General features: G+C 57.9%; 25 protein-coding genes. 6 read left to right on the forward strand and 19 right to left on the reverse strand.

Features of this window, described 5'->3' with window-relative positions:
- Window positions 1-100 precede the first annotated feature (100 nt).
- Together HDC32_RS00225 and HDC32_RS00230 are read left to right on the forward strand one after the other, a co-directional pair.
- Window positions 101-712 carry an FMN-dependent NADH-azoreductase gene (locus HDC32_RS00225; protein WP_184742024.1) on the forward strand — a complete coding sequence of 204 codons (612 nt, stop codon included), beginning with the start codon at window positions 101-103 and terminating at the stop codon, window positions 710-712.
- Window positions 713-953: 241 nt separating this feature from the next.
- Window positions 954-1,991 carry a dienelactone hydrolase gene (locus HDC32_RS00230; RefSeq protein ID WP_184742025.1) on the forward strand — a complete coding sequence of 346 codons (1,038 nt, stop codon included), beginning with the start codon at window positions 954-956 and terminating at the stop codon, window positions 1,989-1,991.
- Here the strand turns inward: HDC32_RS00230 and HDC32_RS00235 are convergent.
- The 6 genes from HDC32_RS00235 to HDC32_RS00260 form a co-directional block, all read right to left on the reverse strand.
- Complete coding sequence (locus HDC32_RS00235; RefSeq protein WP_131696487.1) at window positions 1,985-3,160, reverse strand: MFS transporter; 1,176 nt, start codon at window positions 3,158-3,160, stop codon at window positions 1,985-1,987. The genes HDC32_RS00230 and HDC32_RS00235 overlap by 7 nt on opposite strands.
- A 168-nt stretch (window positions 3,161-3,328) precedes the next feature.
- A complete protein-coding gene (locus tag HDC32_RS00240) occupies window positions 3,329-4,915 on the reverse strand; it encodes an ABC-F family ATPase (RefSeq protein WP_074846575.1) in 1,587 nt (528 codons plus the stop codon).
- Window positions 4,916-4,935: 20 nt separating this feature from the next.
- Window positions 4,936-6,129, reverse strand: coding sequence for a tyrosine-type recombinase/integrase (locus tag HDC32_RS00245; protein WP_184742026.1), 1,194 nt, complete (start codon window positions 6,127-6,129; stop codon window positions 4,936-4,938).
- A gap of 259 nt (window positions 6,130-6,388) precedes the next feature.
- A complete protein-coding gene (locus tag HDC32_RS00250; RefSeq protein WP_184742027.1) occupies window positions 6,389-6,574 on the reverse strand; it encodes a hypothetical protein in 186 nt (61 codons plus the stop codon).
- 60 nt (window positions 6,575-6,634) lie between these two features.
- Window positions 6,635-7,114, reverse strand: a complete 480-nt coding sequence (locus tag HDC32_RS00255) for a class I SAM-dependent methyltransferase (RefSeq protein WP_184742028.1) — start codon at window positions 7,112-7,114, stop codon at window positions 6,635-6,637.
- A gap of 49 nt (window positions 7,115-7,163) precedes the next feature.
- A complete protein-coding gene (locus HDC32_RS00260) occupies window positions 7,164-7,883 on the reverse strand; it encodes a hypothetical protein (RefSeq protein WP_184742029.1) in 720 nt (239 codons plus the stop codon).
- 48 nt (window positions 7,884-7,931) lie between these two features.
- On the opposite strand from HDC32_RS00260, the gene HDC32_RS00265 reads away from it, so the two are divergent.
- The gene (locus HDC32_RS00265) at window positions 7,932-8,564 is read left to right on the forward strand and encodes a hypothetical protein (RefSeq protein ID WP_184742030.1); all 633 of its coding nucleotides are present in this window, start codon (window positions 7,932-7,934) and stop codon (window positions 8,562-8,564) included.
- A 439-nt stretch (window positions 8,565-9,003) separates the two neighbouring features.
- Here HDC32_RS00265 and HDC32_RS00270 read toward each other — a convergent pair whose 3' ends face one another.
- From HDC32_RS00270 to HDC32_RS00280, 3 genes are all read right to left on the reverse strand, one after another.
- Window positions 9,004-9,279, reverse strand: a complete 276-nt coding sequence (locus tag HDC32_RS00270) for a hypothetical protein (RefSeq protein ID WP_184742031.1) — start codon at window positions 9,277-9,279, stop codon at window positions 9,004-9,006.
- A 44-nt stretch (window positions 9,280-9,323) separates the two neighbouring features.
- Window positions 9,324-11,381, reverse strand: coding sequence for a DNA cytosine methyltransferase (locus HDC32_RS00275; RefSeq protein ID WP_184742032.1), 2,058 nt, complete (start codon window positions 11,379-11,381; stop codon window positions 9,324-9,326).
- 293 nt (window positions 11,382-11,674) lie between these two features.
- On the reverse strand, window positions 11,675-12,544 hold the full coding sequence (locus HDC32_RS00280; RefSeq protein ID WP_184742033.1) for a phosphoadenosine phosphosulfate reductase family protein: 870 nt from the start codon (window positions 12,542-12,544) through the stop codon (window positions 11,675-11,677).
- Between the two features lie 79 nt (window positions 12,545-12,623).
- On the opposite strand from HDC32_RS00280, the gene HDC32_RS00285 reads away from it, so the two are divergent.
- Window positions 12,624-12,809: a hypothetical protein gene (locus HDC32_RS00285; protein WP_184742034.1), complete on the forward strand. Its 186-nt coding sequence runs from the start codon at window positions 12,624-12,626 to the stop codon at window positions 12,807-12,809.
- Between the two features lie 325 nt (window positions 12,810-13,134).
- Here the strand turns inward: HDC32_RS00285 and yejK are convergent, their stop codons facing one another.
- Window positions 13,135-14,142 (reverse strand): nucleoid-associated protein YejK, encoded by a 1,008-nt coding sequence (yejK, locus tag HDC32_RS00290; RefSeq protein WP_184742035.1) that lies wholly within the window; start codon window positions 14,140-14,142, stop codon window positions 13,135-13,137.
- 106 nt (window positions 14,143-14,248) lie between these two features.
- On the opposite strand from yejK, the gene HDC32_RS00295 reads away from it, so the two are divergent.
- Entirely contained in the window at window positions 14,249-14,953 is a 705-nt protein-coding gene (locus HDC32_RS00295; RefSeq protein ID WP_184742036.1) for a hypothetical protein, read from the forward strand.
- Window positions 14,954-15,168: 215 nt separating this feature from the next.
- On the opposite strand, the gene HDC32_RS00300 is transcribed toward HDC32_RS00295, so the two are convergent.
- The 6 genes from HDC32_RS00300 to HDC32_RS00325 form a co-directional block, all read right to left on the reverse strand.
- Window positions 15,169-15,552 carry a hypothetical protein gene (locus tag HDC32_RS00300; protein WP_260403558.1) on the reverse strand — a complete coding sequence of 128 codons (384 nt, stop codon included), beginning with the start codon at window positions 15,550-15,552 and terminating at the stop codon, window positions 15,169-15,171.
- Between the two features lie 69 nt (window positions 15,553-15,621).
- Window positions 15,622-16,092 carry a hypothetical protein gene (locus HDC32_RS00305; protein ID WP_184742037.1) on the reverse strand — a complete coding sequence of 157 codons (471 nt, stop codon included), beginning with the start codon at window positions 16,090-16,092 and terminating at the stop codon, window positions 15,622-15,624.
- On the reverse strand, window positions 16,089-16,334 hold the full coding sequence (locus tag HDC32_RS00310) for a hypothetical protein (protein WP_184742038.1): 246 nt from the start codon (window positions 16,332-16,334) through the stop codon (window positions 16,089-16,091). Before HDC32_RS00310 ends, HDC32_RS00305 begins: the two co-directional genes overlap by 4 nt.
- Window positions 16,335-16,341: 7 nt before the next feature.
- Window positions 16,342-16,905: a siphovirus Gp157 family protein gene (locus tag HDC32_RS00315; protein WP_184742039.1), complete on the reverse strand. Its 564-nt coding sequence runs from the start codon at window positions 16,903-16,905 to the stop codon at window positions 16,342-16,344.
- Window positions 16,902-17,645 (reverse strand): hypothetical protein, encoded by a 744-nt coding sequence (locus tag HDC32_RS00320; protein WP_184742040.1) that lies wholly within the window; start codon window positions 17,643-17,645, stop codon window positions 16,902-16,904. Before HDC32_RS00320 ends, HDC32_RS00315 begins: the two co-directional genes overlap by 4 nt.
- Window positions 17,645-18,739, reverse strand: a complete 1,095-nt coding sequence (locus HDC32_RS00325) for a hypothetical protein (protein WP_184742041.1) — start codon at window positions 18,737-18,739, stop codon at window positions 17,645-17,647. Before HDC32_RS00325 ends, HDC32_RS00320 begins: the two co-directional genes overlap by 1 nt.
- 90 nt (window positions 18,740-18,829) lie before the next feature.
- Here HDC32_RS00325 and HDC32_RS00330 point away from each other — a divergent pair, with 90 nt between their 5' ends.
- Window positions 18,830-19,102: a hypothetical protein gene (locus HDC32_RS00330; protein WP_184742042.1), complete on the forward strand. Its 273-nt coding sequence runs from the start codon at window positions 18,830-18,832 to the stop codon at window positions 19,100-19,102.
- Window positions 19,103-19,211: 109 nt separating this feature from the next.
- Here the strand turns inward: HDC32_RS00330 and HDC32_RS00335 are convergent, their stop codons facing one another.
- From HDC32_RS00335 to HDC32_RS00345, 3 genes are read right to left on the reverse strand one after another with little or no spacing between them, the layout of a single operon-like run.
- Window positions 19,212-19,406, reverse strand: coding sequence for a hypothetical protein (locus HDC32_RS00335; protein ID WP_012724020.1), 195 nt, complete (start codon window positions 19,404-19,406; stop codon window positions 19,212-19,214).
- Window positions 19,403-19,594, reverse strand: a complete 192-nt coding sequence (locus HDC32_RS00340; RefSeq protein WP_184742043.1) for a hypothetical protein — start codon at window positions 19,592-19,594, stop codon at window positions 19,403-19,405. Before HDC32_RS00340 ends, HDC32_RS00335 begins: the two co-directional genes overlap by 4 nt.
- Window positions 19,591-20,028 carry a hypothetical protein gene (locus HDC32_RS00345; RefSeq protein ID WP_167655225.1) on the reverse strand — a complete coding sequence of 146 codons (438 nt, stop codon included), beginning with the start codon at window positions 20,026-20,028 and terminating at the stop codon, window positions 19,591-19,593. Before HDC32_RS00345 ends, HDC32_RS00340 begins: the two co-directional genes overlap by 4 nt.
- Window positions 20,029-20,066 lie beyond the last annotated feature (38 nt).

Raw genomic sequence — 20,066 nt, forward strand, 5'->3', positions numbered from 1 at the left:
ACAAACTATCGCAATTCAGGCGACTTATCGACTATTGGTTTCATGCGTAGCATCACCACCATCTGATCGCCACTGTCGATCCCACACTCGGAGATCCACCATGAAACTGTTGCACATCGATTCCAGCATCCTCGGCGACAACTCGGCTTCCCGTCAGCTCAGCGCTGGCGTAGTCAAGGCCTGGCAAGCGGCCGAGCCGGGTGTGGAAGTGACCTACCGCGACCTCGCCAGTGAAGGCATCAACCACTTCTCCGGCGCGACCCTGGGCGCCCTGGGCACCGCCGCCGAACTGCGTGACGCCGCACAACAGCACGAGGCCGACCTCAGTGCCAAGACCCTGGCTGAATTCCTCGCCGCCGATGCCGTGGTATTGGCTGCGCCGATGTACAACTTCACCATTCCAACCCAATTGAAGGCCTGGATTGACCGCATCGCCGTCGCCGGTCAAACCTTCCGTTACACCGAAGCCGGCCCTGAAGGCCTGTGCGGTAACAAGAAAGTCATCGTTGTTTCCACCTCCGGCGGCCTGCATGTTGGCCAGGCAACCGGTGTTGCCCACGAGGAATACCTGAAAGTGATGCTGGGCTTCCTCGGCATTACCGACATCGAATTCGTACGCGCCCACGGCCTGGCTTATGGTGATGAAGTACGCAGCAAATCCATCAGCGACGCGAACGTACTGATCAACGAACAATTGTTCGCCGCTGCGTAAGGCTTGTGTAAATTTCGCCTCTGCTCGGTTTCTATCTGAAGCCGGGCGCCTAAACGCTGTATTCTGGTCGTCTTGAAGCGACTGGCGTACGGAGTTTTTTCGTTTACCCGCTGTCATTACCTTGGCCCAGGTTATGCACGCATGGGTTTATCACCCAGTGTGAGTACCTTGAGCCATGGACTTTTCAAATAGACATGCCGCGGGTGTTGAACGTGGTCACGCAGCAAAGGTGGACATCCTCATGATGCGTCTTTGTGCCGTTATGGTTCTTTCCCTGCTCGGCGGCCTGATTTCAGTGCACGCCGCGCCTGCGCCGCACCCCCATTGGAGTGTGGGCTTCCATCGCATGACCTTTCTCGACCCGCTGGATCTGCAACCGATGAAAGCGGTGGCGTTCTACCCGTCCACCGACGATGAACACAGCACACAACTGGGTCCCTATCACGTCGCGGCTACCGAAGATTCCAAGATCGCCATTGGCCGCTTCCCGATGCTGATGCTGTCCCATGGCAACACCGGTACGCCGTTGGCTCTGCATGACCTGGCCACCTCCCTGGCGCGTAAAGGCTTTGTGGTGGTCGCGGTATTGCACCCCGGCGATAACTACAAGGACCACAGCCGCCTGGGCACGGTAAGTAACCTGTACGGCCGGCCGATCCAGATTTCCGAAGCGATCACCGCGACCTTGGCTGACCCGATGCTGTCGCCATTCGTCAACGTCGATCAGGTGGGCGTTATCGGCTATTCGGCCGGTGGCGAAACCGCGTTGATCCTGGCGGGAGCCAAGCCGGATTTCGATCGCCTGCGCCGCTATTGCCAGGAACGCCCCGAAGATCGCGATGCCTGCACCACCAAAGGTGAACTGGTGATGGACCGTGACGACCTCCAACCACAATCCGACCCGCGCATTCATTCGTTGATGTTGATGGCGCCTTTGAGCCTGATGTTCGGCCGCCACACCCTGGCGGATGTGCACGTGCCGGTGCTGCTCTACAGCGGCGACGGCGACAAGTTGGTGGCGGTGGACAAAAACGCCGCCGCCCTGGCGCGCAAGCTGCCGGAACCACCGGACTTCAAGTTGCTGGCGGGGGCAGGGCACTTCGTGTTCATGGCGCCGTGCGACAGCGACCAATTGGCCGCGATGCCGGCGATCTGCACCGATGCCGACGGCGTCGACCGTGAAGGCATCCACCGCGACCTGATTTCCGAAGCCGGGCGTTTTTTCACCCACACCCTCGGCCAATCTACCCGCGCCGGCTTGCAGACCGCCGATCAGTAAGCGCGGCGCTTGAGCAGCAAGGTCACGCCCAGCGCCGTGACCGACAACAGCGCCGCGCAGAAGAAGATCCAGCTGTAACCCAGGTTCAACGCCACGGCACCCATCAATGGCCCAGCAATCGCCAGGGCCAGGTCGAAAAACACCGCATACGCACTCAGGCCCGCACCGCGGCTGCTGTTTGGCACCTGTTTGATGGCTTCCACGCCCAGTGCCGGGTACACCAGCGACAAACCAAAGCCGGTCAGCCCCGCACCGATCAAGGCCACGCCGGTGGACGGCGCCAGCCACAGTAACGTCAGGCCCAAGGTCTCGATGATCATGCACGCAATCGCCGCCCTGAAGCCGCCAAAACGGCTGATCGCCGAGATGAACACCAGCCGCGAGACGATAAAACACACGCCAAACACCGTGAGGCAGTACGCCGCGCCGACCCAGCCGCGATTGAGGTAATACAGGGTGATAAAGGTGGTCAGGGTGCCGTAGCCGATGGACGCCAGGCACAGGCTGGCACCAAACGGTGCGATGCGCCCGAACACCGCCCAGAACGGCAGGCGCTCGCCGCGCACCACCGGCACCGAGGGTTTGTTGCGGATCAGCACCAGGCCCAGCGCCGCCAATACCGACAGCGCGATACCCAGGCTGGTGTAGCCATATTCGGCGACCATCACCACTCCGAGCGGCGCGCCGATGGCGATGGCGCCGTAGGAGGCAATGCCATTCCACGAAATCGATCGCGCGGTATGTTCGGCACCCACCTGGCCCATGCACCAACTGATGGTGCCCACGCCGATCAGGCCCTGGGCCACGCCCAGCAGCAGCCGGCCGGCAATCAGAATCCCCAGGCTCAGGCTGGGCAGGCTGTCCACCAGGGTGGCGAAGAACGTCAATACACCGCTGATCAGGATCCCCGCCAGCCCCAGCACAATCGCGCGCTTGGTGCCGACGTTGTCGGACATGCGTCCGGCCATGGGACGGCTGAGCAGGGTTGCGAGGTACTGGGAGCCAATGGTGATCCCGGCCACCACCGCGCTGAAGCCCAGTTGCTCATGGACATAGCCCGGGATTACCGCAATCGGCAGGCCGATGCAGATAAAGGCGATGAAGGTGTAGAAGACGATGGAGACGATCTGCAGGGTGATCGACAGTGAACTGGGGGCGGCGGCAGACATGGGCACTCGTTCGCGGGCGGGCGGTGAGCGCATCATGGCAAGGGCTTGGGGGAAAAGGAAGCAGGCTAACTACTTTGACTGAGAAACCGGCTTTTGTGGCGAGCCCGCTCGCCACAAAAGCCCGCTCGCCACAACGAGCCTGTTCCCCACAGTTTCAGGTCACTACTTTTAGAACACCACGCCTTGGCTGCGCAGGTAGTCGTCGTAGGTACCGCTGAAGTCGATCACGCCGTTGGCGCTCAACTCGATGATGCGGGTGGCCAGGGACGATACGAACTCACGGTCATGGCTGACGAAGATCAGCGTGCCCGGGTAGTTCTCCAGCGCCAGGTTCAGCGCCTCGATGGATTCCATGTCCAAGTGGTTAGTCGGTTCGTCCATGATCAGCACGTTCGGCTTTTGCAGGATCAGCTTGCCGAACAGCATGCGGCCTTGCTCACCACCGGAGATCACCTTGACTGACTTGAGGATCTCGTCGTTGGAGAACAGCATGCGCCCCAGGGTGCCACGGATCACTTGCTCGCCTTGGGTCCACTGGCCCATCCAGTCGAACAGGCTCATGTCGTTTTCGAAGTCACTCGCGTGATCCTGGGCGTAGTAGCCCAGTTCTGCCGCGTCGGTCCACTTGATGCTGCCGGCATCCGGAGTCAGTTCGTTAACCAGGGTGCGCAGCAGGGTGGTCTTGCCGATACCGTTCGGGCCGATGATCGCCACACGCTCGCCGGCTTCAACCTGGAAGCTGAAGTCCTTGAACAGCGGCTTGCCGTCGAAGCCTTTGGCCATGCGCTCGACGATGACCGCCTGGCGGTGCAGCTTTTTGGTTTGTTCGAAACGGATGAACGGGCTCACGCGGCTCGAAGGCTTGACCTCGGCCAGCTGGATCTTGTCGATCGCCTTGGCACGGGAGGTCGCCTGCTTGGCTTTCGAGGCGTTGGCCGAGAAGCGGCTGACGAAGGATTGCAGCTCGGAGATCTGCGCTTTCTTCTTCGCGTTGTCCGACAGCAGTTGCTCGCGGGACTGGGTCGCCACGGTCATGTACTCGTCGTAGTTGCCCGGGAACAGGCGCAGCTCGCCGTAGTCCAGGTCAGCCATGTGGGTGCACACGCTGTTCAGGAAGTGACGGTCGTGAGAGATGATGATCATCAGGCTGGAGCGCTGGGTCAGGATGTTTTCCAGCCAGCGGATGGTGTTGATGTCCAAGTGGTTGGTCGGTTCGTCAAGCAACAGCACTTCCGGGTCGGAGAACAGCGCCTGGGCCAGCAATACACGCAGTTTCCAGCCGGGGGACACTTCGCTCATCGGGCCGAAATGCTGTTCCAGGGGAATGCCCAGGCCCAGCAGCAACTCACCAGCACGGGATTCGGCGGTGTAGCCGTCCATCTCGGCGAACTCGGTTTCCAGCTCGGCCACGGCCATGCCGTCGTCTTCGCTCATTTCCGGCAGCGAGTAGATACGGTCGCGCTCGGCCTTGACCTTCCACAGCTCTTCGTGGCCCATGATCACGGTGTCGAGCACGGTGAATTCTTCGTAGGCGAACTGGTCCTGGCGCAGCTTACCCAGGCGCACATTCGGCTCCAGCATGACCTGGCCACCGGACGGATCGAGGTCGCCGCCGAGGATTTTCATGAAGGTCGACTTGCCGCAACCGTTGGCACCGATCAGACCATACCGGTTGCCGGCGCCGAACTTGACCGAGACGTTCTCAAAGAGCGGCTTGGCGCCGAACTGCATGGTGATGTTAGCTGTGGAGATCAATTACTTTACCTATCAATAGCTTAGGGTGCGCTTATTTGAGCTGGGACCAATTTGGGACCAATCTGGAGCTTTTCCATTTCGCTCCAGTCCGAGCTTGAGTTGATCCAACGCGCATAAGTCGAGAGCAGCATCTGCACACTATGGCCGAGCTGCTGGGAAATGAAGGCGGGGTTCATGCCAGACATAATGCATATTGTCGCATAGGTGTGACGACAGTTGTATGGCGGCCGACGACGGATATTCAGTGCTTTCAGCGTCGGAACCCATTGCTTATGCAGGTCCGACGTCTGCTTAACGTACTCCGAGTTCTTTGATGGCGGGAAAATGAAGGGCGTTTCCAGCACTTTCCCTTTGCCATTTTTCCGACGCTGCGCGTACTCCCTGGCAAATTTCAGGGCATGCAGGGCGCGGTCATTCAACAAAACGAAGCGGTCACTGCCCGTTTTCGTGCGCTCAACCACTTCCCCCAAGGCGATCCCGCGACATACGTGGGCCGTCCTCTTCTCTTCGTCTACCGCATCCCAGCGCATCGCCAGGGCTTCAGATAGACGCATCCCTGTAAAAAACACAAACTCAAAAAATGCCGCATAAATCGTACTGGGCCAGTGATCGTGCTCGTACATCTTCGCGATGATCTGGTCTGCTTCTTCCAGCGTGAAGGGGTCGATCTCCTTTTTGCTGCGCTTGGGCAGTTCGAGAATTGCCGCTGGGTTCTTCGGGATCAGCTCTTCGGATACGGCTGAGTTCAGGATGGTGGACAGCTTCGAGATGGCGTTGCGCTTAACGCCCGGCGACTTCCACTCATTGGCGGCCATAACCCGGCGGAGCAGCGTGGTGGTGATCAGGTCGATCCGCACCAGGGCCAGGCCGGGCATCCAGTACCTGTTCAGCGCTCCCTTGTAGTTCCCCTTCGTACCGGCCACCACCTCACGGCTATCCAGCCAGAGCTGCGCGTACTCGCCGAAGTTGATCTTGCCGCCGGCGAGGTTGCTGGAACTCGGGAAAAGCTCGGCGTACTTGTCGTCGTCGAGCAGCCCCAGCTTGATCAGCCCCTTTACCTGATCAACAACCTGTGAGGCAGACTTGATTCCTTTCTGTGTCGGGGAATAGGGGAGCGTTTCACTCCGCCGGCTGCCGTTCCACATAAAGCGGATGCGGATCGATCCGTGGTGGAGGTCCATTCCTGCGGGCAAACCCATTGGCTTTCGAGCCATTCGTAGTATCTCCTGATGCTGTACATGACCCGGCTGCCTTGCTTGTTCCACACGCCGAGTGGGATTTGGTTTCGGGCTCGCTTGGAGCGTAAGGCGGCGAGCGTGGTGCCGAGGATTTCGGCCATCTGCGCCTCGGGCACTTTGTCGCCCGTGATCCCGTCGTTGAGTTTTTCTGATGCTGACATGGGTGGTCCTGGCCGCGCGGGGCGACGGAAAGTAGCCCACCGGTTTCCGGCAGGCTTATTCAGAGGGGGAATGGCTACATCAAGGAGGCGAGATATGCGCCTGCGATTTGCTGCCGCATATCCTGTCGCGTTTTAAGATCGATGAAGCCCAGCCGAAGCAATCTGTCTGTCCATCGGTCGTACTTGCGGAAGAAGCGATTCCTAGACTTGCGGGTTATTAATGGGGCGATTGCGATGACTGCGTCTGCGAAATACTTCATGAGAGACTCCTTTTTTTGGTGAGCCTCAATGGTTGATGTGTTGGGGTGTCGGTTTCCCGACTATTTATCTTTTTCACCCTTCATGAAGGTCATCCAGTGCGTTTTTTCGCGCTTCCCGGACTTGTGGCCAAACAACGGTTGCTCATCGGTAAGGGCAAGAATCTCGCTGACCGGGATCTGGGTTTCGTTCCACTTAAAGATAAGGAACTGGCCAGGGCGCAACACCCGGAAGCACTCGGCGAAGCCTTTGCGCAGATCGTCGCGCCAATCGTCGGTGAGGATTCCATACTTAAGCCGGAGCCAGCTTTCACGGCCGGCGCGTACCAGGTGCGGCGGATCGAACACCACCATGTTGAAGCTGGCGTCGGGGAATGGTAGGTGCCGGAAATCCATAATGACGTCGGGCTCAACCCTCAACACCCTGCCATCACACAGCACATGCTCTTCATCGCGGATGTCACCGAACAGGGCGCGCTGATCACCCTTGTCGAACCACATCATGCGGCTGGCACTGCAAGGGTCGAGGACTTGTGCATTCATGGTCTTGGCCCCTTGTAGATGAACACGTAGGCGAACCAGAGGGTGGCGATCATGGCGTCACCCGCTTGAACTCGACCACCCAGACCCAAGGGTTGGCGTTCCAGTTGCCGCCGACGGATGACCAGAGCAGTTCGAACGATTTGCGCGGGTCGGCGCTGTATGTCTCGATCCCCTCGACGTGCCACCAATCACCCAGTTCGGCATGATCGGTGTAGAGTCGCACGCCCTCGGCCTTGGCTTGCTCCTCGGTGATGTCCTGCAAGCGCTCGACGCGCACGTCGGTGATCTCCAGCAGGATGCGGCTGACCCAGCGGGGCATGTGGATGCTGGGCTTCCAGGTTGGCTGCTCCTGCTCGTACGGCGCTAGGCCATCAGCGGCGTACACCAGGTCTCCGTCTTCGCGCGACTGATCAAGGTCATGCATGTCGGCAGGTTGCAGGTATGGCCCTTTCTGGACTTCGAAGTGATCGCAGTACCATGTCTCGCGTACCCACAGCCGGTCGCCGGGCTTGCCGTAGGGGCAAGGTGCGTACACTTCCAGTTCCTTTGCGCACTCTGCTTCGGTCGATCCAAATACGCAGAAGCCATAGCGCGGGTCTCGCTGGCCTATTGCGCTCCAGCGCTGACGATCGCCAATCGGAATGGCGGTGTCCTCGGCAGGGATTTGGAAACCTTTCACTGCCCGCCGCGTTACCGTCTTCCGGCCTTCCAGGATGGCGCGCACCATCGGTGCCGAGAACAGGATGGGTCTTTGTTTATTTTCGGGCATACGAGTATTCTCCGCAGATAACAAAGTGGATGGAATTTAGGAAAAATAATGACTGATAAAATAGCGACGACTATTTATTGCGTCTTGCTGTTTCTTTCCGGAAGTGTCTTTGGTTTCATATTTTCCAAGGATGGGCAGATTGGTTTGGTGAGCTTTCTTAGTGCAAGTTCCAGTATTGCCACTGTAGCTACTGCGGTAGTGGCTCTCGTTGCTTTAAATAGCTGGAAGCATCAGTTCAAATTGCAGAAGCGCTATGACGCCGTCATGGAGCTAAGGTCCCATGCCTTAAATGCAAGTCCTCCACTTGTTTACTTGAACAGCATGTGTGAGCATTTTTCTCAGTACCTAAGGTCTCGAGACGATAATGCGTTGGCTGAGCTGTATCCGTATGAAATCCAGCGCGAGTGGTTTGTTAAAATAAATGAGATGACCAGGACTTGGAATGTTGTTTCTATCCTGTTGTCAGATTCAGAGCTGTCTATGCTGCCAAGTAATCCAATGTCGCTGGAAAAGATGGTGAGGGATGTTGTGAATGAGATGATGCAAATGGCGGTTGGGGAAGATAGGAAATCGCTATTATCTGTTCACCAAGCCGGAAGTCAGGGAACGGTTAAGGTTGAGAAAGCTTTTTCAGATTTCGAACAGCGATGCCGAGACCTTTTAAAACACATCTCCAAGTAGCAAGTGACGGGTTCATTCTTCCTTGCCGCTATAGCGGCTGACTTTGAAGGGGGAGGGGTTACTGTCAGGTAGCGCTTCGGACGCGCTATGATTCGGTTTTCAACGAAGCGAGGAACACGGATGTCTAGCTCGTCTCAGGCCTTCGGGTTTATTTTTCTTGCGTGTGGTGCAAGCCTTCTTCATCTATGGCTTATCTGCAGGGTGATGGTTAGCAGCATCGGCGGATTGAAGAGAGCCCTGTTACTGGCGGTACTTTTACTTGCTCCGATATCTGCTCTTACGGCCGGGCACGGCTGGTACGGAAAGCTCATCTTTCCAGAAGATATTGAGATCAGTTCGGACTAAGGGCTGCACGCGCGCATGCAGATGTTCATTGCGTGGAAGGCGGAAAAATTTAGGCCGGGCGTACCGGTCATGGGGGCGCTCAGTTAGATGCGCTTCATGCGACCTCCTTGTCATGACCAGGGCAGCCGCCGCCTGTGAAATCGAAGCCTTCACACGGCGGCCCGAATGGAAGCACCTCTTTACCCTGGGCCAGCGCTTCGAGCAGATGTTCCTTAGCCTCGTCGGCGGTGCATTCGCGTCCGTCAACGCAGAACATGCCTTTGAGCTGGCGCTTGCTGAAGTCGCGGATTGCGCCGCGCACGCTCAGGTGAATGTGAAAGGTACGGCCGTGCGGCCCGAAAGGATCAACCGGTTTGTTTTCTGTAGGCATGGTGAGTCCTTGCCGGGCCATGCCCGGGCGGTGGAGTGGGGGAGTTACGCGGCGCGTGCTTGGCGTTGCTCAGTGCGCCACGGGTCGTTGGCGCTTGCCAGGGCAGCCATCGGCGGCGGGCTGACGCTGTTGCCGCACATGTGCACCTGTTGGGTCTTGGTGAACGGTTTGCCGTCGGCGCCGTGGCTGATCATGTAGTCGGCCGGGAAGCCCTGGGCCTTGTACAGCTCGGCCGGTTTCAGCATCCGCAGGCAGATGTCAACGATCACGTAGGGCGTGCCCTTGACCATCACGGTGACCATGGCCAGGCGGTCCTTGGTAGTGATTGTGGGGGCTGGCGCATCGCAAGCGCTGATGTTCTCGGTGCCGTAGTAGCTGATCAGGAACGCCGCGACCCGCAGAGCCCCAGCTTCGTGTTCCGGTGACAGGGTGAGCGACACCAAAGAACTCTTTCCGCCGCCACCGGCGGTGATGGTAGGCGCCGGCTCTTCCAGGCCCTGGCCAACACTGCCGCCGAATGCCCGCTCCATGAATGCGCTGACCAACCCGTGGTGCTGGCCGCCGGCGCTGACGGTGTGCAGCGGGTCGTTAACGTCCCGTGCATCGCAGTTGCCGCGCAGGTGCACCAGGTTCGCCGCCACCAGCTGCTGCTGGCTACCGGTGTTCGTTACGGTGGTCATCGGGTCCTCGATGCTCTTGGCGGCGGTGGTGTTGAAGCCGCCATTCATCTGGGCCATGAACACCGTGGAGATGCCCATGGCATGTGCGGCCCCGGCCGGGCGCTGATAGTTGCCGCCGCTGGTGATGGTCGGCAGTGGTTCGTCCAGCGCCTTGCCCGCATCGTTGAATCGGAACTTCACCAGGTGCGCGGCTGCCAGGGCGTGCTTCACGCCGCCGGCGACCACGGTGCCCAGTGGTTGATCCAGACCTGGCACTCGCGGCTCCTGGCCCTGGCGCTCGCCGTACCCCGACTGAATCAGCGTGGGGCTGATCAGCGTCAGCTCACCGCGATTCGCGCAGGTCACCGTCGGCAACGGTTTGAGTGGATCGTTGATTCGGTCGCTGCCGTGGTGTGTTGCCGGTGCTATAACTGGGCTGACCACCGAGAACGCGCCGCCCTTAGGATATGAAGTGATTGTGCGCAGCGGCTCGTCTGCCGACTGTACTGTTTCCCCTGACCAATTGGCGATCGGCACAATGAATGGTGCCGCGCTGTCGATGACGAACTTCTTCATGCCCTTGGCAACGCGACGCAGGGTCGCCTGGGCCAAGTCTTTCTTGCGGCCGAAGATGCTTTTGCCGAGGTCGGTGAAGTCGATGCAATCAGCGGCGGTCTTCCACTTCTGCTGGCCCCTGACCGGGTTCTTGGCGTGGGTAGGCGCTGGCCACACGATTGGCTGGCCGTCGCACCGGGCGATCATGAACAGTCGCTCCCGACTGGTTGGTGCGCCGAAATCGCACGCCCGGATCACCTTCCATTCAACGACGTAGCCCATGCCTTCAAGCAGGGCCACGAAGCGGCGCCAGGTCTTGCCGCGCTGCTTCGGGTCAGGAATCAGGAACTGCTGGCCCACCGGCACAACTTCACCAGGTGCAGCAACGTCGCCGCCGAGTTTCACCACGCGGCCGGTGGCCCTATCGCGCTTGGCGATCAGTCGGCCCCACTGCAGTATCTGCTTCACGTTCTCCAGGCTGATCACCCGGGGCCGCTTCATGCCTGCCCACTTGAGCCCGATCCACGACAGGTTGCGGATCTCGCGCTTGCGCGGTTGGCCGCCGGCGGCCTGGGAGTGGTGCGTGCAGTCCGGCGACATGTGGAACCAGCCCACGGCCTTGCCGCCGCACTCGGTGTCCGGATCACCCTCGAACACGTCGGTGGTGAAGTGCTGGGCGCCCGGGTGATTCACGGTATGCATGCTGATCGCCTGAGGGCTGTGGTTCTTCGCCACGTTCACCGCGCGGCCCAGGCCCATTTCCAGGCCGGTACCGGCGCCGCCACCACCGCAGAAGAAGTCGACAACGATCTCATCGTCCTGAGGGTTGAAGCCGAGTCCGTATTGGGTTTTGAAATCGAAGGGGTGTTTCTTCTGTTGTGCGGACATAGGGGATCCTCGCAAGCTGGCGAAAGTAAAAAAAGAAAGGGTTTCCGAAGTGCTACGTTCTCTTGGCGACGCAATCGTTTCAAATGGCGGCTTTATAGCGACCTAATCAAAGCAATGTTTTGAATCGGAAAGTTCTGGAATTTGCCTGGGAATACCTTATTCACAATTTCGCTCATACCCATTGAGTGAAAGAGGTTGTAAATGAAGTTCATCGAGCAATTGCTGGTTACCATCGTTGGGGCACTGGTTGTTGAGGCCTTAAAGCGTTGGGCAGGCTGGCCATAAACCAGCATTCAGTCTCCGCAGAAGCAGGCAATAGACTCGTCGTGGTCGGCGAACATATCGAATTGGGTGTCGGAGTAATCGAGCATCTGTTGATAGCTGGGACGGTCGCTGCGGAAGCGGGCGCCGTCGCCGGTGAACTTTCCGCCGGAGACAACTGAACTCTCCATGCGTGCCCACCAATCTCCCTTGCGGATCAGTTCGTCGCGGTCGCTGGCGATGATTGAATAGACCTGCTTGGCGCCCTTTAGAAAGCACAAGTCACAGTTGCCCTCCAGCGTTCTGCCATTGATCGTCGGTAGCGTCAGGTCGAACGGCTGGGCGGCCCAGAAGTCGGTAACGTCCTGAATCCCGACACCGGCATCGGCCAGCGGCATCACCATGGTTGCCCACTTGCTTTCGCTGGTACTTTTTCGGTGCCGGATCTTCACGACACGCCGCGGTTCATCCGCACGGATGCCTGTCATCATGTCCACTGGCGTTTCCTCGGTCGAAAGACCCAAGCTGCGGAGGTACTTGTGGATGACGCGGATCTTCAGGTCGATGGTGCAGAACCTAGTCACAGGGTTGGGCAGGTACTTCCGTTTTCTAATCAAGGCTTCGAACGGCTCACCCTGGCGGCTGGTGGTGGCGTAATCCACTACCGAAAAACCCGCGTCATCGTCGCGAAACTCCAGCCAGACTATCGGCACTGCCCAGCGCTCGGCGCATTCCTGGACGAACTCCAGGGTCGCCGGGTGTTCCTTCCCGGTATTGGCGAAGGTGACGACCAGATCGCTCAAATCATCGTTGTTGTCCAGCACCTGGCGCAGCATGTAGGCGCTGGTGCGGCCGCCGGAAAAGCTGACGACCGTCGTCCCGGACAATTTGTAGGGAGACATAGGGGATCCTCGCCGGCTGGCGTGATGTTGATTTTAGGAGTATTGGTATTTGAGTAACTCATCCAGGCAGGAGGCCTATATGAGACTGCAAAGCGATATCGATGCACTCGCAGCAATCGAGGAAGACGCTCTAACGATGCTCAAGTGGATTGGTCTTCCAGACGACAGGCAGAAACTGGAGATCGTCATTTGCTTGCGGCAGATAATTGATCTGGCGACTTATCGAAAGGATATCCGCGAGTATTCGGAGCCACTGGCGCTATAGTCGCTGGCTGGCGTGATTCGTTTAAGTGGGTGATATGCTTTGCTGCTTATCAAACAAGGAGGTGGTAATGGCCGGTAAAAAGCTTAAAGCGTTCCGCGATTGGCTCACGCCGCGTAAGCGGCTATGGGCAGGGATAGGCCTGTTTGCAACTGCTATCGCTGTACCTATTGTCAGTCCGGGAACGACCGCCGCTTGGCTCATAGGGCCTGCGGCTGTCTTTTTCTTGGGTAGCTTTATTCCCAATACGAACGGAAGGCGATAGGGCGCTGGCGGCTGGCGTGATTCGTTGATATGGGGTATTACGGGTTCCCGGTAGGGCGATGGGTCAGGTAGCGGCGCGCTTGAGCTGATCGGTGAGCTGGGTCGGCAGTTTTCGCAGCGTCAGCGTGCCGCCCGCTTCGTCGAACTCAATCTTGTCGCCCAGAAGGTGCGCTTCGAAGCTGATCGACATACCCTCAGCCCGGCCAGTGAACCGGCGGAATTTGTTGATGGTCTTCTTGTCCGGCGGCAGGGTCTCGGAAATCCCGTAGTCCTTCGCCTTGATGAAGTCGTAGAAGTTCTTCGGTTGGTCTTCATCGATCAGGCCTGACAACTCGTCGAGGGTGATCGGCTCGCCCAATTTGGCCTGGCCCATTGAGTAGCTGACCAGGGTGTGGGTCTTCTCGCGAGCCGCCTCTTCTGGTAGATCCTCACTTTCGACAAAGTCGCTGAACGCCTTCAGCAGCGTGCGGGTTTCGCCCGGTGCGTCGATCCCTTCCTGGCAGCCGATGAAGTCGCGGAAATAGTCGTTGAGCTTCCGGCCCTGCTTGCCCTTCAGGTACGAGATGTACTGTTTCGACTGGCGGTTGGTCTGCCATTCGCTGATGTTGATGCGAGCGGCCAGGCGGATGTGATCCAGGTCCAGGCGCTTAACTGTCATCAGGGCCAGTTCTTCGGTCATGGTCACCGCTTCGGTTTCCTGCACCAGGGCGATGACCAGGTAATCGGTCATGCCTTGCTGATAGTGGCAGAAGAGGGCGTGCCCACCCGTGGTGAGGTTCGACTCTTCCATGAGCCTGGTCAGGTGCTCGACGGCTGTGGTGCTGAACGCCATGAAGTCAGTGACACCGGCGAGATACTTGCCCAGCCAACCGCTGAATGGGAATGCACCTGACTCTTGATGGAAGAAACCCCAGCCCTTGCCTGCGGTGGCGTTGTAGCTTTCGTTGAGCTGGCTCATCAGGTCGTCGCGGGCCTGGCTTTCGACCTGCTCCGATGCGCCCAGGAACAGAACGGCAGCGCTACCGTCAGGCTTCTTGTCGATCTTGTGGATGACGCTATGGCGTACAGGCATTTCGTTTACCTCGGGTAAGCGCCGCCCTCCGGTGGCCGGTGGTGGCAATTTGGTTTGGGTTGGGGTATTACGGGTGACCGGCATGGAGCCGGATCAAGGAGACTTTATGATTAAGAAATTGTGGGTTTGGGGGTTGGCGGCCACAGTAGTTTATACTTTGATCTTTAGTATATTTGTTGCTCAGGACTTTGTCGTTTGGAAAGTAATGAAGCTTAATGAATTGGGAGACTTCCTCGCTGGAGTTTTTGGTCCGCTTGCATTTCTATGGTTAGTTCTTGGTTTCGTTCAACAAGGCACTGAACTAAAAATTAGCTCGGATGCGCTACGACTGCAAGCTGAAGAGCTTAAAAACTCTGTTGAACAGCAAAAATCCTTAGTGAAACTATCTACAGAGCAGCTGTTGATGTCCAAAAAGAATACAGAGCTTGAGCATGAACGATTACTGGCTTCTCTTGAGCCAAAATTTGCTATTCAATATCTAGATTGCTCAGATTCAGGAACAGACGTGGTTTTTCAATTCGATTTGGCTAATGGTGGTCATCTTGTCACCTGCCTTGATGTTGCTAGGGATGGTGAAGTCTTTGCTCATTTTCCGATTTTTGATCACGGGACTACGAATAAGATTCGATTGAAAATAAACAAGCCACAAAGAAAATTTTGTGTCGAGTTGGTAGTGACATATCTAAATGGTTTAGAAGTTTCCAGTTCTAAAAAGTTTGATGTTGGTTTTTATAGAGGGCTAGATGAGAATGCAAGGTGGGTGGCGAATATTTCTCAGCGGCAAGGGGTTAAGTTTGATGCTGGTGTATGAAAATAAGCTTTCCTGTTGGTGTAACTTGTATTGAGTTTGGCGTTATATTATTTTTTTGCGTAGTTAAATATGTTTCGCCACGCGAGGTCAGTACCCTTAGGGGGAATTGCTCTTAACTGATATTTTCGTCTTGGGTATCCATCTGTAGAGATTCGGCGAAACCTGCTTGCCGTAATTTGCGCGCCACGGTTTCTGATATCTCGAATCCGTGGCGCTTAATTTCGAAGTAAGTGGCGGACTTCTCGGCGTCCTATCGAGTGTGCATGTGCGATCAGCCGCCAGATAGTAGATCGGTCCTTCGTTTCGCCAAGTTCGGTGGTGAGCGCTGCCAGCCGGTCGCGCATTCCCTGCCGGAAGTAGTGGCGGATGCTGTCGGACGGTCCCTTGATCTTCGGCGGCGCCGGTGGCAGATCCTCAACCCGCGCATTCAGTACCAGCAGCTGCACCGCCTCGCTCACTTCCTCGATCTCATTCCAGAGCATCAGCTCGTCGAGCATCTGCCGGGTGCCGTACGGGACCGTGTGCCGCAGTTCCTGCTCGCCCAGCTCCTGCCGCTTCTCGGCAAGCTTGGCTGTGCGCTCCTTCTGTTCGGCAGCCATGGCCTACCTCTTTTATTCGGCTGGCCGGCGGTGCGAGCCAGGTTTGACGTTTGCTTTGCTGGGTGCGGGCTATGCGGCGCATGCAGCGACCTTCTGCTGATTCCATGCGCCGACCGCTTCGAAGATCCGTGCGGCGTGCGCCTCATCAAGCGAAATCGCTTCAGGAATGGCGATCCACCCCGAGGCCACCATCTGGCTTTGGTTGGCCTCGTCGCGCAGCTTCTTGTAGCAATGCTCGATCACGTCTTCCAGGTGGTCGGAGAGGTAGACGCCATCGGGCGCTACCTCCACCGACTTGTTGTAGCGATCCCCGCGGGCGTCGATGCAAAGCACGCTGATGTAGATCGTCCAGCGGTGGGGGATGGAGCAAACGGCCTGGCCGATCTTCCCCGGCGCGATATTCTTCAGCGATTTGTAATTGATCATGCCCTGGCGGCCGCTGGGGTCGATGTTCACCACCGCGACGTGGTTTGCTGCCAGCAGCGACCTGCAGGACCGCGCGATGCGCGCCTGCAGGTTGTGAGGCTTGCGTTTTTTCATAATGCCTCCGCTAGTTTGCGCAGCGCTTCACGCTCGGCCCGGGTGATGGGCGGCTTGCGGCGCTTGAGGATGGTTTCGGGATCGATCTTGGTGGAGCGGGGCGGTGGCAGCGGTTTGCGTGGCGGGCTCGGTAACTGCGCTACGGTTCCGCCGGCGGCCAGGAACTGCGCTGTACGTTCCGCGATTGAATCAACGTGCTGTCGCTGCTCCTCGACCAGGCTTAGGTGGTTGCTGACGTACATGGCGACCTCACTTGATTCGGATCGAACTATCGCCGCGCTCCAAGTGAGCCCAGGTAGGTTCGGGTAGAAGTTCGTGTTCAGCGTCTTCACCGGCTGCCATGCGCTTGCGCACCGCTTCGTTATGCTCGCGGATCTCCTTGAGCCTGGCGGCAATGGCCTTTTTGTCCGGAGCAATGCTCGACTTCACAGTGGACAGTTCGTCCGGCACTGCATCTTCGTTGTCCACGATCACCCGTTCGCTGCCCATGGCCAGTGTGATGGTGAAGAGCGGACGCTTGATCGACTTGATGTTGGCGGCTTCCATGTTGCGGCGCAGGTAGTCGCTGATCTGCGACACGCTGTTGGACTTGATCCGCTTGAGTTCAGCCAGACGCTCGATTTCGTTGTCGATGGCCGTCACGTCGCTTTCAATGTTCCGGCGCAACATGACGATGTTGTCGGCCTTGTCGTTGAAGTCGCCTTGCACTTCGTCCATGGCATGCTGAAGAGCCTCTTTCAGGCCCTCATCATCGGTGTCGGCCATGGCCTGTAGTTCGGCGAGTTTGCCGGTGAGTGCGTAGAGTTGAGTCATGCTGCCGCCTCCGTGCCTTTCTCAAGGCTGGCTTTGCGTTCTTCGAATGCGCGAGTAATACGGGCAATGAACGCGGGCTCATTGCGGCGAGTAGCTTCGCGGATGTATTTCACGTTCAAGGTTTTGAGTTCGTACGCAGTGACGGCCTTGCCGATGGTCTCGACAGCCGAGGCGAGCCAGTCAATGCGCTCCTGTTTTTGGCGCAGAATTTCGGCATCTTTGTCTTCAGCCTTCTCGATCTTGAATTCTTCGGTGATGGTGTCGACGTAGGTGGGGTCGTCGAACATGCCCAGGTAAATGTCAGCTGCGAAGCCCAAGGCTTGCAGGCACTTACCGATTCCATCGGTTAGGGACTTTTTCGCCGTATCCCAGTCAGTAAGGATTTTCCCCTGCTGCAGGTATACGAATGGTGTGTGGCCGTACTGCTGGATTGTGCATTTCTGCCCGGCCTTGCCCGTGTACCAAAGCTCTACCTTTACGGTATGCACTTTCGCGCAGATCATTGGCGCTCCAGGCCACTCTTTCGTTGGCGCCTGAAGGGGCGCGCCTTCGTCAAAGCGATCCTCAAGAACTGTCCAACCCCAGCCTTCTCCGCACGGGCCAAACAGCTCTGTGGCCCGATGCATCAGGTAAGTGGGCCTGATGGCGGTACCCTTGAAACCGCCTGCGCCGGTAAATTTTTTGGTGACCTCGGGGTCGGTAGTTTCGACCTGGTCCCATATCCTGGTGTTCTCGGACATCACTTTTTCCTCCAGCCGTCAGCACGCTTGGCCAGCTCCTTAAAGGCAGCTGACGGCAGCCTGCTCATGTATTTTTTGTTGTCGCGATACCATTCTTCCAGGGCGGCTTTGGGCGTCTGGATGGCAACGACGTGGGAGACCTGCTGCTTGTACGAAGTCGAGTTTGAAACCTGAGAGTGGAAGGTCCGGCTCACCACTACGGTGTTGGTCATTCCCTGCTTGACCAGGTTGTTCAGTTCTTCCTGGGATTGAACAGCAATGGCACCGGGGTGCTTCTGCTGGAACAACCGGTAGCAGGCCTCCCGCACAAGCTCGGTGCTGCCATACTCGACGTATTCAACGTCGGGAATTCCGGCCTCGATCTTCTCCGCCACTTCATCCAGGCGCCCGGTGTCGATCCAGGCGTTTTTGGATACCTGTTTCAAGTCCCAACCGCTGACCGTCTGGCGGTCACGCTCAAGCTGCAGGTGTTCGGGGAGGATGTCGTAGCCGTAGGTCAGGTCGGTGTCGCAAACAAACAGCGTGCCGACGTAAAGCTTTCCGGGCCGGGAGGGAAGGATGTGTCCGTACTTGGTGCCGATCACGTCGCTCATTGGTGGCTGCATGCGCAGACACATACTGCGGATTTGCGCTTCGTCGTCATCGGTGAGGCCGGAGACAACGAACTCAACGCCCTGATTCTGCCGATGTGCGGGCGTCTCGTTGATGCACAAAACCTCCGCGTCGAACTGGTCGCTATGCCGGAACTCAGGCACCCACTGCTTATTGCCATTCCAGACCTTCACGTCGTAGCCGTTGCGGGTCAGAACTAACAGGGCGATCTTGTAACCCTCGCCGAAGCTGCCGATGGCATCGGTGCGGTCAGACTTGGACGTGCTGCCCAGAACTAGGGTGCTTGCTTCCAGTCTTGCAAAGCGGCTGGTGATGAACAGTTGGCCGTCGGCGAAGGCGTATTCGAAAGGCGACTCGCTATCCAGCGCGTTCTGCACCAACTCCCGGATGGCCTCTTTCAGGCCCCAGTGGCGGACGTAGTCGCGGGACAGCGGAAGTTCGTAGGACTTGGAGCGAATTCGATCTGCAATAGCTGCGAGCATGACTATCTCCCGCGCCATCCTTGCGGGGCGCTGTGCGTTTTGAGTTGTATGTGGGATATTTCGTGAATTGACGATCTGGAGGATCAGGGAATGCGCAAGACAAAGATCATCACGGCACCAAAGCCGAGCTCTGGCAGTTACAGCGGAACAATAAAAAACACAGGACTCAGTCAGCGAGAAACACTGGAAGAGATCATGATCAACTTAGCAACTGCACTCGGCGCCAAGGAAATTCACAAGGCATTGACGGATCGGCTCAGCTATATTTATGAGGTTCAATATCCTGGTCTTGGCAGCTTTCAAAGTGCTTCCAACACCATTCTTGAGCTGTCCAGAGCCGTAGCGAACAAAGCCAAAAGCTAACCCGAAATTCGATCAGCGAGAGCGCTGAGCAACATCAGGAATGTGCCTAGGGAGAGGGCAGAGAAGGATCCGCGCCAGATGAGCATGCGCCTGGTGCGCTGGTGAGGAGTCAAGGCCGAACCCTCACCGCAATCCGTCCACCCTTCATGGTTGGCGCCAGGCGCTGTGGCAGATCCCGCACCAGGTCTTCACGCTTACGGCCAATGAGCTCGTTGAAGGGAAGGCCGAAGCCCAGGATGGCAATGCGGCGCTCGATGTCGTCGAGCTGCTCGTCGATCAATGATTTAACCGGTGCGGTGGTCATGCTGCCTCCTTGCGCTGCCGGCTGGTCTTCAGCAGCCAGGCGCTGTAGTGGTGGAACTCTTCGGCGGTGATGGCGCCGGTAGTGAAGTTGCGGACAATCAGGCCCTCAGTCAGCGACTCGGCCAGGTCTGTCGTATCCGGATGCTCAAGCTCGAGCAGGGCGGTGGTTATCGCGACGTGCGGGCTCATAGGCCTGCATCCACGTCGTCTACCGCCTCTTCCCGCTCTGCTGCTACTGCGTCGGCGGCGTAGGGCCGGAGTAGGTCCATGGCGATCCTCTCGGCGGCCTCGATAGGGCGGGGTTGCCCGATCAAGTCAGCAGCGTGGCCGCGCGAATCTGCCTGACTGCTCAGGATCGACGACAGGAACAATCGGGCGAGCGAATCACGCTGATCCAAGCCGTCGATCTGGCGCTGATTCAAGATGCCTTGCAGGTAGGTGCAGTACCGGTCGAAGGTCACCACCTGCGGCTGGCCGTGGCGGCGCTTCCACTTGATGTCCATACCGCACACCAGGCGCTCCGCCGAATGCTCAAGCCACCCGGTCACCTCGTCGCCCTCGCTGACCTCTGGAGGCAACTGAGCGTCGTAACGCTCCTGGCACATCTTCAATGCTGCGTTCATGGTCGCCTCCAAAGTGGCGGGTTGTTCACCTGTATTCG

Origin of the sequence: Pseudomonas sp. JAI120, assembly GCF_014207255.1 — a bacterium.
In the GTDB taxonomy this organism is placed as follows: Bacteria; Pseudomonadota; Gammaproteobacteria; order Pseudomonadales; family Pseudomonadaceae; genus Aquipseudomonas.

What these genes read in the sequence shown, in the direction of transcription:
- HDC32_RS00225 (WP_184742024.1), top strand. Translation starts at nt 101, where the DNA reads ATGAAACTGTTGCACATCGATTCCAGCATCCTCGGCGACAACTCGGCT.
- HDC32_RS00230 (WP_184742025.1), top strand. Translation starts at nt 954, where the DNA reads ATGATGCGTCTTTGTGCCGTTATGGTTCTTTCCCTGCTCGGCGGCCTG.
- HDC32_RS00235 (WP_131696487.1), bottom strand. Translation starts at nt 3,160, where the DNA reads ATGTCTGCCGCCGCCCCCAGTTCACTGTCGATCACCCTGCAGATCGTC.
- HDC32_RS00245 (WP_184742026.1), bottom strand. Translation starts at nt 6,129, where the DNA reads ATGGCTCGAAAGCCAATGGGTTTGCCCGCAGGAATGGACCTCCACCAC.
- HDC32_RS00250 (WP_184742027.1), bottom strand. Translation starts at nt 6,574, where the DNA reads ATGAAGTATTTCGCAGACGCAGTCATCGCAATCGCCCCATTAATAACC.
- HDC32_RS00255 (WP_184742028.1), bottom strand. Translation starts at nt 7,114, where the DNA reads ATGAATGCACAAGTCCTCGACCCTTGCAGTGCCAGCCGCATGATGTGG.
- HDC32_RS00260 (WP_184742029.1), bottom strand. Translation starts at nt 7,883, where the DNA reads ATGCCCGAAAATAAACAAAGACCCATCCTGTTCTCGGCACCGATGGTG.
- HDC32_RS00265 (WP_184742030.1), top strand. Translation starts at nt 7,932, where the DNA reads ATGACTGATAAAATAGCGACGACTATTTATTGCGTCTTGCTGTTTCTT.
- HDC32_RS00270 (WP_184742031.1), bottom strand. Translation starts at nt 9,279, where the DNA reads ATGCCTACAGAAAACAAACCGGTTGATCCTTTCGGGCCGCACGGCCGT.
- HDC32_RS00275 (WP_184742032.1), bottom strand. Translation starts at nt 11,381, where the DNA reads ATGTCCGCACAACAGAAGAAACACCCCTTCGATTTCAAAACCCAATAC.
- HDC32_RS00280 (WP_184742033.1), bottom strand. Translation starts at nt 12,544, where the DNA reads ATGTCTCCCTACAAATTGTCCGGGACGACGGTCGTCAGCTTTTCCGGC.
- HDC32_RS00285 (WP_184742034.1), top strand. Translation starts at nt 12,624, where the DNA reads ATGAGACTGCAAAGCGATATCGATGCACTCGCAGCAATCGAGGAAGAC.
- yejK (WP_184742035.1), bottom strand. Translation starts at nt 14,142, where the DNA reads ATGCCTGTACGCCATAGCGTCATCCACAAGATCGACAAGAAGCCTGAC.
- HDC32_RS00295 (WP_184742036.1), top strand. Translation starts at nt 14,249, where the DNA reads ATGATTAAGAAATTGTGGGTTTGGGGGTTGGCGGCCACAGTAGTTTAT.
- HDC32_RS00300 (WP_260403558.1), bottom strand. Translation starts at nt 15,552, where the DNA reads ATGGCTGCCGAACAGAAGGAGCGCACAGCCAAGCTTGCCGAGAAGCGG.
- HDC32_RS00305 (WP_184742037.1), bottom strand. Translation starts at nt 16,092, where the DNA reads ATGAAAAAACGCAAGCCTCACAACCTGCAGGCGCGCATCGCGCGGTCC.
- HDC32_RS00310 (WP_184742038.1), bottom strand. Translation starts at nt 16,334, where the DNA reads ATGTACGTCAGCAACCACCTAAGCCTGGTCGAGGAGCAGCGACAGCAC.
- HDC32_RS00315 (WP_184742039.1), bottom strand. Translation starts at nt 16,905, where the DNA reads ATGACTCAACTCTACGCACTCACCGGCAAACTCGCCGAACTACAGGCC.
- HDC32_RS00320 (WP_184742040.1), bottom strand. Translation starts at nt 17,645, where the DNA reads ATGTCCGAGAACACCAGGATATGGGACCAGGTCGAAACTACCGACCCC.
- HDC32_RS00325 (WP_184742041.1), bottom strand. Translation starts at nt 18,739, where the DNA reads ATGCTCGCAGCTATTGCAGATCGAATTCGCTCCAAGTCCTACGAACTT.
- HDC32_RS00330 (WP_184742042.1), top strand. Translation starts at nt 18,830, where the DNA reads ATGCGCAAGACAAAGATCATCACGGCACCAAAGCCGAGCTCTGGCAGT.
- HDC32_RS00335 (WP_012724020.1), bottom strand. Translation starts at nt 19,406, where the DNA reads ATGACCACCGCACCGGTTAAATCATTGATCGACGAGCAGCTCGACGAC.
- HDC32_RS00340 (WP_184742043.1), bottom strand. Translation starts at nt 19,594, where the DNA reads ATGAGCCCGCACGTCGCGATAACCACCGCCCTGCTCGAGCTTGAGCAT.
- HDC32_RS00345 (WP_167655225.1), bottom strand. Translation starts at nt 20,028, where the DNA reads ATGAACGCAGCATTGAAGATGTGCCAGGAGCGTTACGACGCTCAGTTG.